The sequence below is a fragment of the Pseudomonas sp. JV449 genome, assembly GCF_032424295.1.
In the GTDB taxonomy this organism is placed as follows: domain Bacteria; phylum Pseudomonadota; class Gammaproteobacteria; order Pseudomonadales; family Pseudomonadaceae; genus Aquipseudomonas; species Aquipseudomonas marginalis.
Genome location: NZ_VYKD01000007.1, coordinates 1 through 13,482 on the forward strand (window position 1 = coordinate 1; position 13,482 = coordinate 13,482).

A 13,482-nucleotide genomic window follows, 5' to 3' on the forward strand; every position below is an offset into this window, starting at 1 on the left:
GCTGCCCATCAAACCTGGTTTCCTGCTGGATCAGTCCGTTGGGATGATAAGCAAGTCGGTAGGTCTCGCCGACTTCGTTTTCGATCTCGGTCAGCAATAACCGCACGTTGTCGTAGCGGTAGTTGACCTGAGTGCCATCAGCGTTGATGCGCCGACTGATCAGGTGCAACCCGTCGGCGTATTCGTAGCGGGTGACGTGGCCCAGTTCGTCGCGTTCGGCGCTGATTTTTCCGTAGGGGTTGTAGCTGTATTCCCGACATGCACCGCCTGGTAATACGACGCGAACCAAGCGACCCACACTGCCCCACTGATACTGGGTCAGCGCGCCATGCTCATCCTCGCGCGCCACCTGACGGCCAAGATCGTCATAGCGATACCGCTTGATCCCGCCATTGGGCAACTGCTCCTCAACCAGTTGCCCCCGCTCATTCCACACCAGCCGATGGCAACTGTGATCCGGGTACCAAACCCCAACCAGTTGCCCGTATTTGTCGTAGCTGTAGTCGGTGATATTGCCGTCGGGATCGGTCTTGCGGATGACATCGCCCTGGTCATTACGCTCATATTTCCAGACCGCCAGACCCCGCCTTACAACCCGTACGAAGCCATTGTCATGCTCGTAGGACGTCGGCTCATCATCCCCGGGAAACAACGCCACCAAGTGTCCGGCGTCGTCGTACTGATACGCCGTCACCGCCCCCAGCGGATCCTGCTCAACCGTCAGCCGGCCTTTGGCGTCGTAGGATTTGAAATGCTGGGCACCGTCCGGATCAATCCGCTGCACCAGCCGCGCCCGGTCGTCATGGACATACACTTCCTGACTGCCATCGGCGTTATGCAGCGTGACACGGCCGTCCTTCCCCCAGGCATACCGCGTATCCATCTGGGAAAAACTGGCCCAATGCCGAACACATCGCGCAGCCTTGCCAGCCCGTTCCCACGCCCAGAAGAAACTCGCCCCACCGGCCAAGCCCCGCTCAAGAATGACGTGCTGATCGTCGTAGCGATAAACCTCGCTTTCACCTACCGCATTGGTCGCCGAGACCAGTCGGCCAGCATCGTCATAGGCGTAGGAAACAATGCTCTGCTCAGTAATCCAGACATACGGACCACGGTCTTCGGCCCGCTGCACCTGGTAGTCCACCGCCACGATGCGGTCCGATTCATAGCGCAGGAACAGCGCACACCCCGCACCGTTATCCAGCCGCTCAATCCGCCCCAAATAATCCCGAGAAATCCGCAGCCGGTTGTCGTACGCGTCGCTGATCGAGACCAGCACACCGTCGCGAAAGTGATAAAACCGCGACGCCTGGGCCAGCACCAGTTCATCCGGCGACGCGCCCAAATAGATCGCGGCTTCGGCCAAACTATTGGTGATTGCTGGCCGAGCAACAGTCGGCATCGGAAACGAAGTACTGCGATTCTCATGGTCCGTCCACACCACCGAATCGCCCGACACCGCAAGCCGATGCGCCAGCGAATGACTCCAGCCAAACCCCAACCCGACATCCACTTCCACCGCACTGGTGCGATACAACCGTGTCCACTCGAACGGCAAGATTCCATCCAACGTGCCGTCGGTGAGGGTGAGCAATTCCTCCCCGGTAACCATCGACACGGGGCAGCCGTTGGTGACGGTCTTATCCGAAGATGCCGTCGCATCCCCGTTCGGATTCTTCCCTGAAACCGGAACATCATCGACAGGCTCCTGCCTGACCAACACCGTCTGCTGAGTCTTCCCGCGAACCGCCGGCACCGGGTTCGAAACCACATGCTCCCCAACCTTCAACGGCGCAACCGGTACAGTCTTGATCGCTGTCGCGGGGCCACCGAGCAGCAAAGGCTTCACCGCCTCGACATGCGCGTCCAACGTCGGCCCCACCAACTGATCAGCCAGCCTCTCCAGCCACTTGTGCGCTCGTCCGGATTTGATATGTCCCAGCACCTGAGCGCCCAGGCGAATCTGCACGCCCATGCCACGGGTCGCCCAGATCAGAAATAGATTGATCAGTACCTCACCGGTGATCTCGCCCAGCACTTCATACATCTCGGGCGGCGGTAGCAGGCGTAGCCAACTGACCATGGCTGACATGTAGATAAACAGCAGCGGCTCATCGCTGAGCACCAACAGCCCCTTTGCGATGGCGTCGTTGCCCAGCCTCAGCAGTTCATCGAGTTCAGTCTGGGAGATGTAGGCCAACAACTTCTGGCTGTTGGCCTTGAGGTCCGCCAGCAAGTCATACAGCTGCGTAACGTTGTCCCACAGGTTGTAGAGCGCCTTGGCCATCCCGCTTGAAAACGCCAAACCTTGCATCGTGCTACGTTCGGGCGGCGTGGCGTTGGCGAAGTCGTCCCATTGGGGCTGGAAGGTCTTGGTCCATTCGTCACGCAGGCGACTTTCCAACCCCGCGATCACCGATTGATAAGACCCATACAGCGCCTTGACGTGATCCCTGGAAACGTTGGGGTAGAAACTGATTCGGTACGGCTGGTTGCGATCACACTCGGTGATTTCGAGGATGCCGCTGGGACCGATGGTCCGATGGAGTGGTGCGCCGAGCGGGCTGCCGTCCTGGGCAATGGCTTGCAGCATCACCGGCGTATTGCCGATCGGTACAAACCGAGTGCTTTCGAACATATGCACCAGGGTCAGCGATCCCTGGGCATCGCACCTGGCGACGGTGTTACTGGGGGTTTTGGAGGAAGCCGGCGCCACCAGCGCCACCTCTTCCCCAACTTTGAACACCTGATCCACTTCCAGTGCCGAAGCGCTCAAGAACCCCTCGGCCCACTCATCAAAGGTATTCAGGCAACCGCGAAAGTCACGAAAGACGCGCTCAACGTCCGGCGCCTTGGCATCCATGGGGGCCAGGACAAAGCTGGCAATGACGGGAATCAAGAGGCAGCCCCGACAACCAGGGCATTAACGGGTAGGTGCATCGGCGGTCCCTCGCACTGAATGATCAGGCGAGAGACTTTGGAGAGGTTCGTCAGGTAAAGAAGTCGGCGCTATTCGCCAGGACGGCTAGGAGGGTTCGCCAAGACTTCGGGTAAACGCAGAGTCGATCGTAGGAGTCGGATTACAGGTGGAGAAGCCCTACAGCTTCAGTTGCCCAATCGCCTTGCTCAACTCACCAGCCAACGTTGCCAGCTCATTGCTGGTGGTCGCCGAATCCACAGTCTGTTGCACGGTGTTCTCGGTCACATCACGAATGCTCACCACTGCGCGGTTCATCTCTTCGGCCACGTGGCTTTGCTGTTCGGCGGCGACGGCGATCTGGGTGTTGCTTTCACGCATTTGCGCCACGGCGGTGGTGATTTCGGCGAGCGCTGTGCCGGCTTCCAGGGCTTGTTGTACGCAGTCGTCGGCCTTGAACGAGCTTTCCTGCATGAAGTCCACCGCGTCGCGGGTGCCGGCCTGCAGAGCCGAGACCATGCGGGTGATTTCGTCGGTGGAGCTTTGCACGCGCTTGGCCAGGTTGCGCACTTCGTCGGCGACCACGGCAAACCCACGGCCCATTTCCCCGGCGCGAGCCGCTTCGATGGCGGCGTTGAGGGCGAGCAGGTTGGTCTGTTCGGCGATGCTGTGGATCACACTGACCACGCTGTTGATTTTCTGGCTGTCCTCGGCCAGTTTCTGGATCATTTCGGCGGTCTGTTGCACGCCGGAAGACAGGCCGGCGATTGAGTGCTGTACGCGGGTGACCACGTCCTGACCGCTGCCAGCGAGGGTGTCGGCGGCCTGGGACAAGTCGCGGGTGGCACCGGCATGTTGAGCGATATGGTAGACGGTGGCGGTCATTTCGTTGATGGCGGTGGCGGCCTGGTCGGTCTCGCTTTGCTGGCCAAGCATGCCGTGTTGTACCTCGTTCATGCTGCTGGCCAATCGAGCGGCACCCTCGTCCAGAAGCTTGGCGGTGCGCGCCACGGTGCTGACCACGCGCTGATAACCGGCTTGCATGGCATTGAAGGCGCTGGCCATCTGGCCGACTTCATCCTTGCAGGCCAATGGCACGCGGGCCGACAGGTCGCCGGTTTTCTCCACGTGCAGCATCACGTCCTTGAGGGTGTTGAGTTGGCTGAGCAGGAAGCGGATCAGCAATTGCGAGGCGCAGAGCATCGCCAGCATCAGGATCAGCACCGCCACGGCATAGTTAGCGAAGCGTTCACTGAATACCTGGCTCAGGCTGGGGGCGTGGGCGAGCACGGCGATGTATTGCCCATCAGGGCGGGCGATCACTTCGGCGCCCATCAGCGTGTTTTCGCCGAACAGCGGCATGGGGTTGAGTTCGACCCAACCCGTGTTGCTGCTCAGGGCTGACAGATTCTGATCGGCCAGCTGTGGGACTTGGCCGCGGGCAAACGTCAGCCAGTGCTCGCTCTTGGGCAGGGCCTTGTCGGCCGGCCAGGCTCCGAGCAATTGCGCCTGGGCCTGTGCCGAGGCCTGGGACGCATGGCTGCGCGATTGCTGTTCGAGATGCACGGCGTACAGCACCAGGAGCAGGGTCGTGATAAAGGCGACCGCGTTGACGGCCCAGAATTTGTATTTCAGCGAGATATTGCTAAGCCAGGCACCCATGGAAGGTTTTCTCTGATAGCGGAAACAGCATTGGCAAGGTGCCATTATTGTGCCGCTACTCAGCAAAGCGGTTTTGACATGGGTCAATGCACCGCATCAATCCACGGCAGGCAGCCCAAAAAACGCGCGGGCACAGGCGGTGCTGTGCTGAGCCAGGTCCTCGGCCGTTTCGTTGCGGTGCAGGGCGACTTCGCGCAGCACTTCCGGTAGGTAGGCGGGTTCGTTACGGCCGTTTTTCGGCTTTGGACGCAGGGTGCGCGGCAGCAGGTAGGGCGCATCGCTCTCCAGCATCAGACGACCACGGGGAATTTCCCTGACCAACGGATGCAGGTGCGTCCCACGGCGTTCATCACAGATCCAGCCGGTAATGCCAATGTGCAAATCGAGATCGAGGTAGCTGAACAGCGCCGGTTGTTCGCCGGTGAAGCAATGCACCACGGCGGCGCTCAGGTGGTCGCGGTAGTCCTTGAGGATCTCCAGCAGACGCTGGTTGGCGTCGCGCTCGTGGAGAAACACCGGCAGTTTGAGCTCAACCGCCAGAGCCAAGTGCTCTTCGAGGACTTTTTCCTGTTGCGGGCGCGGAGAGAAATCCCGATTGAAATCCAGCCCGCATTCGCCCACCGCACGTACGCGGCTTTCGCTGAGTAAACCGCGCAGGCGCCTGGCGCTATCGCCGTTCCAATCGCTGGCGGAGTGGGGGTGGATGCCGGCCGTGCTGAACAGGCGTTGGCCGCTGTCATCGAGGTTGACGCACAGTTCCAAGGCCTGTTCGCTGCCGTCGACGCTGGTGCCGGTGAGCACCAATTGTTGCACTCCGGCGGCATAGGCGCGGTCGAGAACGGCCTGGTGCTTCTCGTCGAAACTGGGGTTGGTCAGGTTGACGCCGATATCAATGAGTTGCATGGTGCTATCTCCGCCTGCGGCCGGAAAGCATATCAGAGCTGTAGATTTATAAGAAAAACGAAGAACTACAACGAGTTATAGCTGTCTTTGAACGTCGCAAGTGACATCGTGGTTGGCTGCACGCCTTGCACTGTGCCACCGTTGCGCGTCTTGCCAGCGCTTAAAGCGCTCTGTATCTGACCCCCAACGCCTCGTTTTTCGCGAGGGTGTTGGCCAGTATTCTTTCCGGAGAGCGGATGATCCGACCCTCGGTGTTGCTTATGTTGTGCCTGACGCTGCTGCTGCCCGCGGCGGCGCTCGCGCGTCTGGACGGGCCGCTGGAAGTGACCAGGCCCGGCAAGGTGCGCGACTTGGCGGAGATTCGCTCGAGTCGTACCCTGCGTGTATTGGTCAACCAGAGCCGTAACAGTTCCGGCGAGGTCCAGGGCCAGGCCATCGGTGTCGAATACCATCGTCTGCGTGCGTTCGAGCAATACCTCAATGGCCACGCCCGTGATGGCCAGGAAATCAACCTCAAGATCATTCCCAAGGCCAAGGACCAACTGCTCGGCGCACTCGCCCGTGGCGAAGGTGACCTGGTGGCCCCCGGTGAATTGCTGGATGTGAAGGCCGCACACAAGATCAGCACCAGCGATCCGATCGCCAGCGGTGTGCCGTTATGGCTGGTGGGGGTGAAGGGTGAGCGGCGGTTTACCAAGCTGGAGCAGCTATCCGGGCGCACCCTGGCGCTGACCACCGGCAGCGCGGCGGCGGATGCCATCAGCCAGGTCAACCAGAAACTGGCCTTGCACAAACAGCCGCCGGTCAAGGTGGAATGGGTGGACCCGACCCTGGCGGTGGAGGATGTGCTGGAGATGGTCCAGGCGGGTATTTTTCACCTGACTATTGTCGAGAAGCCGATTGCTGAGCGCTGGTCGAAGATCCTGCCCAAGTTGCGCTTCGACAAGCAGGTGGCAATCAGCGAACCGGGCGACGAGTACTGGTTTGTGCGCCAGGACGCCTCGATGCTGCGGGCCAGTATTGATCGATTTCTCAAGACCTATCGCACGCCGTCCGACCAGGATGTGGCATTCCAACGCATCTATCGGCGCCTCTACCAGGTGCGCAACCCACTGGCCCGTGTCGACCGCCAGCGCCTCGAAAAGCTGCGCCCGGTATTGCAAAAGCACGCCCGTGAGCAAGGCATGGACTGGCTGAACCTCGCGGCGCTGGCGTTCAAGGAGTCGGCTTTTGACCCGGGTGCGCGCAACAGCGGCGGCCCTACGGGCCTGATGCAGATCACCCCTTCGGCAGCGCAGCGGGTGGGCGTCAACAACATCGAAAGTCTCGACAGCAATGTGCAGGCCGGCGCGCGTTACCTGGCGTTGATCCGTCGTAAATTCTTCGCCAGCCCCAAGCTCAACGAGCGCGAGCGCATGGCCTTCGTATTGGCTGCATACAACATGGGGCCGGAGCGGGTGCAGGGCATGCGCACCGAGGCCAGGCGCCGGGGCCTGAATCCAAACCAATGGTTCTTCCAGGTGGAACGCATCGCCATGGAGCAGGTGGGGATGGGGGGCGTCAGCTATGTTAATAGCGTCAACAAGTACTACTTGGCGTTTGATCGGGAGCGAGAGTCCCTGGAACCGCCGGCGCCGAAAATCGCCTCGAAATAATCTATTTTTTCGATGTTAATCAGGCATTTTTTCGGCTTTTATCATTACTTAAGCTGATTAATATAGCGGCCAACCAACCCCTACTTCGAAAAGGATCCACCCCCATGAGCCCAATGATCAAAAGCGTACTGTCCACTCGTGCCGGCTACGGCCTGACCATCCTGCGCATCGTCGTCGGCATCATCTTTGCCGCCCATGGTTCGCAAAAACTCTTCGGTTGGTTTGGCGGCTATGGCCTGGCGGGCACCGCCCAGTGGATGGAAAGCATTGGCCTGGCGCCGGGTACCCTGATGGCGCTGCTGTCGGGCGGAACCGAGTTCTTTGCCGGCCTGGCACTGATCATCGGTTTGCTGGTACGCCCGGCGGCATTGGGCCTGACCATTCTGTCGCTGGTGGCGATCTTCTCGGTGCATATCCATAACGGCTTGTTCATGGCCAACAACGGTTATGAGTTCGCACTGGCCCTGCTGGGCGGCTCCCTGGCGGTGCTGCTGGAAGGTGCTGGCAAACTGTCTGCCGACCGCGCCATCGCCAACTGACACCGGCACAAAACTCTGAAAAGGCCCACCACTGTGTGGGCCTTTTCGTTGCTCGGGATTCTTGACACCGCCCCACCGGCTTCTCTAGGATGCTGCCCATGCGCCGATTTAAACAGCTAATTGCGGGGCGCCACTGGGTCTCATCAATAGGGCCCGACAGAAGCCTGTTCTCCCCTGGGGAGGCAACTTCGAAATACCGCTAAAGCGCTGGTTCGGTGTTGCCTCTCACCTGCCCGCAGACTTTTGAGGCAGAGACACGACACGATGAATGCACTACGCCCCCTGATACGCCTGGCCCCGATCACCGCGGACCTCACCCAACGCAATCCAAAAATCCTCCTGGGCGGCAAGCATCAGCCTACGCTCTTACGTTATCTGGACGGGTGGCCACGTCGCAGCGGGCGGCCATCGGCATTCTTGATTCAGTTTGTGGAAGATGGCGATTCTCTTGCCCGGTTTGCGAATAACAGCTTCGATCTTGCGGTTATCCAGGCCCCCAGCGCGAGCGACGCGCAGGAAGTCATCCGACAATTGACCCGCATTGCCCGGCAGGGGCTGATTGCCAGGCGTTGAACTCAGTAGAGCGCGACGCCCGCCTGTAGTCGACGCCGTCGATTGCACAGAAAAACCACCCAGGCAACCAGGCATAGCATCAGGGGTATCGCCAGTGCCACGAGCATTTTTATGGCGAACTCCAGGCGATGTACCTGCGCGTATGCCTCGGCTTTCAAGGCATGTAATTCCATTGGCAAGCGCAGTCGCTCCTTGTTGAGTGCAACCAATTGGGTGGTGGTGTCCACGGTCTGGGAGCCGAGCTGCACCTCCGTTGGGCGCAGCATTTGCCATTCATGTTCTGTCCGTAGCAGGCGTTGTTCCAATTCAGTCGCCTTCTGCGTGTAGGCGTGTACGGCGCTGTCGCGCATCCGTTCCAGCCTGTTTGGCGATCTTTGCGCCGACGCGTGCGGGCGAATATTGGTCAGTACATCACCGGCGGACAAGTTATCCAGCGTATTCAAGATAAACAATGTGTTGCTGTCGGGCGCTGGGCTATTGACTTGATCCGTGAGCAAATCAGTGTCGGCGACTAGCACCACATGGATCTGCGCCGCTTTTTGCACAGCTGCCGGCTGTCCTTCCACGCCATCGAGGAATGCTGAATAGGCAGGCCCCTCTATACGGGCTGCAATCACATGGCGTTGTGTTTGGCTGGAGGCCTCATCGGCCGTTGAATCAAGCTCGGTTGCTGAGGCAAGCCGGTCGGTTTCCTGCAACTCGGATTGCAGGGAGCTTTGCAGGAGAGGGGTCAGGGTCGTGCGGCCTTTCTGGCGGCGAAACAGCACGCCGCTGCTTGATACCGTCACGTTATTCAATTTCCAGGTGCTCGGATCGCCTGTGTTCATTGCCTGCCGGGGCAGGATCAACCTGCCCGGATGCTGCACTGTGAACTTCCCTTTCACTGGTGTGTGCGACGCCGCGTAGCGGTGATCGAGCAGAAACTTGTTCGCCGGCATCTGTATTCCCCAAGCGGCAAGCAAATCAGTCAGTCGGGTATTGGCGGATGGGGTGTTCGAGCTTTGCTCGCTAAACGGGTCGATAAATGCCATCAATTTACCGCCCTTTAAGACAAATTGTTCAACCGCATATAACGATTGCTCAGGCAGCGCCTGTGGATGCACGACCATGAGCGTCTTGACCTGTTCCGGCACGCGCTCGGTGGTTGCTCCCAGATTGACCAGATTGAAATGTCGCTGCAGTTCCTTCAACAATCGGTCCGCGGATTCTCCCATCGCCAGCCCTGACAGCAGTCCGATAGCGGGGCGCTCCGGATGCTGCAACTTGTAGATCAAATGACTGATTTCATATTCGAGCAATGGCTCACGATCCAGGCTGAATGATTCGATGCGTTGCGCTCCATAGCCGGCTCGGGTGCCGATCAGGCCCATGAATCCCGCATTGTCGTCGAGGCCAAACAATCTGGCTTTGTAGGCGTCCTCTGAAAAAGGTATGGGATCAATAAGGTGCAGGTTGATCATGCCTTTTGCTGCTTTTTCGTACTCCATCAACCGGTCTTCGATGCGCTTGCCATAGCGTTTCAAGGTGTAGCTTCGTCCAGGGCTGTCATGGGCATTGAAATAATACAAATCCACAGGGTTTTCCAATGACGCGAGTAACTGTCGTACTTGAGGCGATAGGGTATGCGTTTTTCCTTGTGAGAAGTCCCATCGGATATTTGGAATTTTTCCTACCCAAACTAAGTTAAACGCCAGGAATAGTAACAGGATAACAGTGAGTGTCATGCCGGTGCGCAGAGTAGGTCGCATGGAGGGCTTTCCTTCTCAGCTGTGTCTATAGTTGAGAGTGACGGTCGTCGCTGCGAGAAAGGCCAAGATCATGCTGATGAAGTAAAGCATGTCACGAAGCGTGAACTTTCCATTGTCGATAGCGCTGTACCTCGAAAAAGGGCTGAGGGAGACCAGACTGTCCACCGCCCAGGTGGGGGCTTGATGTTCAAGTGCATCGAGTAAATAAGAGAATGCGCTGACGATAAGCATAAAGCCCACAGTCAGTATGAAAAGGGCAGTGCGTTGCCGCACCAGTGTGAAAATAAAACAGCCGACGGCTAGATAACTGCCCGCCAGCAGCCAGCTCGATATAAATTGCGAGGCAATAACGCTGTTGTCCGCCACTCCCAGGTAGTTGGCAATGATCACGAGAGGGAAGGTCAATATCAGGGCTGTGGCCGCCACGACCCAGGCTGCTAGAAATTTGCCGATAACCCATTCAAACGTGGTGATGGGTAATGTTTTCATCAGGTCGAGAAAACCGGCATTGGACTCGTCCGACCAGAGTTGTGCCGCCAGTACTGGAATCAGCAATAAATAGAGCCAGGGGTGTAGCTGGAAGAAAACCTGCAAGTGACTGCTGTCCTGTTCTGGCCAGGCGCTCATGTGCAACCCCAATGCCACGGACAGTACTGAAAAAATGGCAATGCTCAGATAGGTGCCGGGTGTACCGGCATAGTGGACGAGTTGACGCTTGAATATGACGGGCAGCAGTTTCAAAGGGGGGTCTCTCGGCTCAGATAATGAACTACGTCGCTGAGGCGACCAGGCTCCAGGCTCAGTGAGTTGATTTTCCAGCGACGATTGGCAATGAGCGTATTGATATGGGGGTAGATGGTGTGCCCCGGCATGGCCAGGACGGTCACCGTGCCGGGTGCATGCCGATGTTCTTCGATGCCTGCCACCCCCGGCAGTACGGCGAGAGCCAGCAGGTCCAAGGGGGCATCTGCGGCGAGGGTGACCGCCTGGAAATGGCGAGAGTCGCGTTGCAGATCTGGCATGGGGGTATCGGCCACCAGGCGATCACCTGCGATAACCAGGGCGCGCGTACAGAGTTCGGATAATTCATCGCAGTGTCGGGAAGCGACGATCACGGTCATGTCTTGCGTCAATGACTGGATGAGGCTCCTGAATTTGTATTTCTGATCAGGTGCCAGCCCCTCGGTCGGTTCATCCAGTAATAGCAAGGCAGGGGTGTGCAGGATGGCCTGGGCAATGGTGACTTTGCGCTTCAAACCGATGGAGAGAGCCTCGAGGGGAGCGTTGAGCACCGGCAATAACTCCAGTTGCGTAGCGGCATAGTCCACCTGTGCGCGTTTTTCGGTGCCGCGCAGTCCGCGAATGGCCGCGATGTAGTCAAGGAATTCTTTAACCGACATCGTAGGATGACTGACGCATCTGTGAAGTTGGTAGCCGATAAGTTTTTTTGCTCTTAATGGATGGGCTTTAGTATTGAAGCCTTGGATGTTTATATGCCCGCTGGAAGGCGTGGTCGAGCCCGATATTACGTCGAGAAGGGCCGTTTTAACTGTAGGATTTTCTCCGAATAGTCCCAGGCATTCCTGTTTGTTTGCGCTGAATGAAAAATCGCTGATTATTTTCTTATTGTTTAAATGTTTTGTCAGGTTGATGATTTCGATCATTTAGCGTGGTGTGGTCGTGGAGGGAGAGTTTGAAAAGGGTACGAGCAATATCTGTTTTTGGGAACGCCGCTCAGCATTAATAGGAAAAGTCCTACGTGCGCGCTAGGCACGTCGCTGAAACAATTGTTTTGTGTTTTTAACCTTTAATTATTGAGTGATGGTCTGAAGGTTATAGAGACTTTTCGAATTTTGTAATGAGGCCCGATCACCATGATGCTTCTACGTACCCTTGTTCTTGAACGCGATGGTCAAGATGCTCCGGTTAACGGTGCATTGCTCTGTGGGTTTGCTGTAGGCCAGATTGCCTCCAACTTTCTTGTTTATAGCTTGGATGAAGAGGTTGAGCCGGCGAGTTCCAGGGTGTATGTCGCAGCCTTGCGCAAAAAACTTGATCGGTATTTTCTGGGGGGAGTGGAGTCCAAGGAGGACCTGCATGTGGCAATGCATGTTTTCAAGCAAATTCTCACCTCGGCGGCGGCAGGCACTAAAGCGGGTGTTACCGAAACTCAGGTGCCTTATCATTTTATCGATTTAAAAGGCTGCAAGCTGCCGCCTGCGAGGCCCGAAGAGCATCATTCGGTGATCATCAAGAAGGCCCTGGTGATGAAAGTGATCTCCCTGGGAATGTCTGCGCCGGTGCTGCCGGCAATCGAAAGTGCTTCATTAATTGTGCCTTCCATTCGTTTCTCATCGAAAATGAGTTCATCTGTCAGGGGGGCGAATCCACCCGAGCCTACTCCGCTTCCCGTACCTGAACCTGTCGTAGAAGAGCCCCGGCAGATGTTGGTCGACGCGCCTGTGGCCATTGTCCAGGATGTACCTGTTGTCCTGAATGAGCCAAGCGCCCCGGCGCAGCCGAAGCTTTCGGCGCCCGCGGACGACGACCACTTGTTTGAAGTAGGCAGTACGCTGACCAACCTGGCTCGTGTTGCTCAGGAGCTGGCCCAACAGAAACTCGCTGCGTCGGAGAGGGAAACCGCGCTTGATCAATGGCAGGCCCGCTTGCAGCAGGAGCAAACCCAGTTGGATGAAAGGGTCCGGGATCTGGAGCAGCGCACCGCTCAACTGCATGACCAGTCCCTGGCAGTCAGTCAGCGGACCGAAGCCCTGAAGGTGATGACCTCGCAAGTCTCGAGTTTACGCCAGAGCTTGCGGGGCGTGCTGCTTGAACTGGATCAGACGTTGGATAGCTAGACAGGCCTGGCTACTTTCCTGGGTTCATTTATCATCAGCGCCAGCGAACCGACGCCTGGATGTGATTTCCTGCCTTATCGGTACCTATGGACATTGCCTGGGGATGCATGCGTTTGAGTACCAAGCTGATAACCAAAGAAGGTCATGAAGCGCTGAAGAAAGAGTTGGATTACCTGTGGCGCGAAAAGCGCCCGGATACCACGCGCAAGGTGACATGGGCTGCTTCCCTGGGGGATCGCAGCGAGAACGCCGACTACCAGTACAACAAGAAGCTGCTGCGCGAAATCGACCGGCGGGTGCGTTACTTGCGCAAGCGCCTGGAAGACATGCGTGTGGTGGAGTACATGCCCGAGCAGGAAGGGAAGGTGTTTTTCGGCGCCTGGGTCGAGATTGAAAACGAACAGGGCGAGACCAAGCGTTTTCGTATCGTCGGCTATGACGAGATTTATGATCGGATGGACTATATTTCCATCGATTCACCAATGGCCCGTGCGCTGCTGCGCAAGGAAGTCGACGATGAGGCCATTGTGCAGACCCCGGGAGGTGAGGTGTGCTGGTGGATCACCGCTATCGAGTACGTGAAGTAAGCGACATTGACCCGCCCCCCGTGAGGCAGGCGGGTCATGG

General features: G+C 57.8%; 11 protein-coding genes. 5 read left to right on the forward strand and 6 right to left on the reverse strand.

What is annotated here, in order from left to right; translation table 11 throughout:
* The 3 genes from F6S08_RS09480 to F6S08_RS09490 form a co-directional block, all read right to left on the reverse strand.
* On the reverse strand, positions 1–2,899 hold a 2,899-nt coding region (locus F6S08_RS09480), incomplete at its 3' end, for a DUF6531 domain-containing protein (protein ID WP_409999757.1).
* 198 nt (positions 2,900–3,097) lie between these two features.
* Positions 3,098–4,579 carry a methyl-accepting chemotaxis protein gene (locus F6S08_RS09485; RefSeq protein WP_315871330.1) on the reverse strand — a complete coding sequence of 494 codons (1,482 nt, stop codon included), beginning with the start codon at positions 4,577–4,579 and terminating at the stop codon, positions 3,098–3,100.
* A 96-nt stretch (positions 4,580–4,675) separates the two neighbouring features.
* Positions 4,676–5,482: a TatD family hydrolase gene (locus F6S08_RS09490; RefSeq protein WP_065947238.1), complete on the reverse strand. Its 807-nt coding sequence runs from the start codon at positions 5,480–5,482 to the stop codon at positions 4,676–4,678.
* Between the two features lie 236 nt (positions 5,483–5,718).
* Between F6S08_RS09490 and F6S08_RS09495 the strand changes: the two genes are divergently transcribed.
* The 3 genes from F6S08_RS09495 to F6S08_RS09505 all read left to right on the forward strand — a co-directional run bounded on the left by F6S08_RS09495 (position 5,719) and on the right by F6S08_RS09505 (position 8,249).
* Entirely contained in the window at positions 5,719–7,137 is a 1,419-nt protein-coding gene (locus F6S08_RS09495; RefSeq protein ID WP_315871331.1) for a transglycosylase SLT domain-containing protein, read from the forward strand.
* A 104-nt stretch (positions 7,138–7,241) separates the two neighbouring features.
* Positions 7,242–7,676 (forward strand): DoxX family protein, encoded by a 435-nt coding sequence (locus F6S08_RS09500; RefSeq protein ID WP_027606966.1) that lies wholly within the window; start codon positions 7,242–7,244, stop codon positions 7,674–7,676.
* Positions 7,677–7,940: 264 nt separating this feature from the next.
* Positions 7,941–8,249: a hypothetical protein gene (locus tag F6S08_RS09505; RefSeq protein ID WP_065924423.1), complete on the forward strand. Its 309-nt coding sequence runs from the start codon at positions 7,941–7,943 to the stop codon at positions 8,247–8,249.
* Positions 8,250–8,251: 2 nt separating this feature from the next.
* Here F6S08_RS09505 and F6S08_RS09510 read toward each other — a convergent pair whose 3' ends face one another.
* From F6S08_RS09510 to F6S08_RS09520, 3 genes are read right to left on the reverse strand one after another with little or no spacing between them, the layout of a single operon-like run.
* The gene (locus tag F6S08_RS09510) at positions 8,252–9,997 is read right to left on the reverse strand and encodes a Gldg family protein (protein WP_315871332.1); all 1,746 of its coding nucleotides are present in this window, start codon (positions 9,995–9,997) and stop codon (positions 8,252–8,254) included.
* A gap of 15 nt (positions 9,998–10,012) precedes the next feature.
* Positions 10,013–10,738: an ABC transporter permease gene (locus F6S08_RS09515; protein ID WP_074844636.1), complete on the reverse strand. Its 726-nt coding sequence runs from the start codon at positions 10,736–10,738 to the stop codon at positions 10,013–10,015.
* On the reverse strand, positions 10,735–11,661 hold the full coding sequence (locus tag F6S08_RS09520; protein WP_065947242.1) for an ABC transporter ATP-binding protein: 927 nt from the start codon (positions 11,659–11,661) through the stop codon (positions 10,735–10,737). The genes F6S08_RS09515 and F6S08_RS09520 overlap by 4 nt, the downstream gene beginning before the upstream one ends.
* A gap of 210 nt (positions 11,662–11,871) precedes the next feature.
* Here F6S08_RS09520 and F6S08_RS09525 point away from each other — a divergent pair, with 210 nt between their 5' ends.
* A complete protein-coding gene (locus F6S08_RS09525) occupies positions 11,872–12,855 on the forward strand; it encodes a hypothetical protein (RefSeq protein WP_027606971.1) in 984 nt (327 codons plus the stop codon).
* 113 nt (positions 12,856–12,968) lie between these two features.
* On the forward strand, positions 12,969–13,442 hold the full coding sequence (gene greB / locus F6S08_RS09530) for a transcription elongation factor GreB (protein ID WP_027606972.1): 474 nt from the start codon (positions 12,969–12,971) through the stop codon (positions 13,440–13,442).
* Positions 13,443–13,482: the final 40 nt, after the last annotated feature.

Excerpts from the sequence above, each read along its gene's own strand:
- F6S08_RS09485 (WP_315871330.1), bottom strand. The coding sequence starts at position 4,579 with ATGGGTGCCTGGCTTAGCAATATCTCGCTGAAATACAAATTCTGGGCC.
- F6S08_RS09490 (WP_065947238.1), bottom strand. The coding sequence starts at position 5,482 with ATGCAACTCATTGATATCGGCGTCAACCTGACCAACCCCAGTTTCGAC.
- F6S08_RS09495 (WP_315871331.1), top strand. The coding sequence starts at position 5,719 with ATGATCCGACCCTCGGTGTTGCTTATGTTGTGCCTGACGCTGCTGCTG.
- F6S08_RS09500 (WP_027606966.1), top strand. The coding sequence starts at position 7,242 with ATGAGCCCAATGATCAAAAGCGTACTGTCCACTCGTGCCGGCTACGGC.
- F6S08_RS09505 (WP_065924423.1), top strand. The coding sequence starts at position 7,941 with ATGAATGCACTACGCCCCCTGATACGCCTGGCCCCGATCACCGCGGAC.
- F6S08_RS09510 (WP_315871332.1), bottom strand. The coding sequence starts at position 9,997 with ATGCGACCTACTCTGCGCACCGGCATGACACTCACTGTTATCCTGTTA.
- F6S08_RS09520 (WP_065947242.1), bottom strand. The coding sequence starts at position 11,661 with ATGATCGAAATCATCAACCTGACAAAACATTTAAACAATAAGAAAATA.
- F6S08_RS09525 (WP_027606971.1), top strand. The coding sequence starts at position 11,872 with ATGATGCTTCTACGTACCCTTGTTCTTGAACGCGATGGTCAAGATGCT.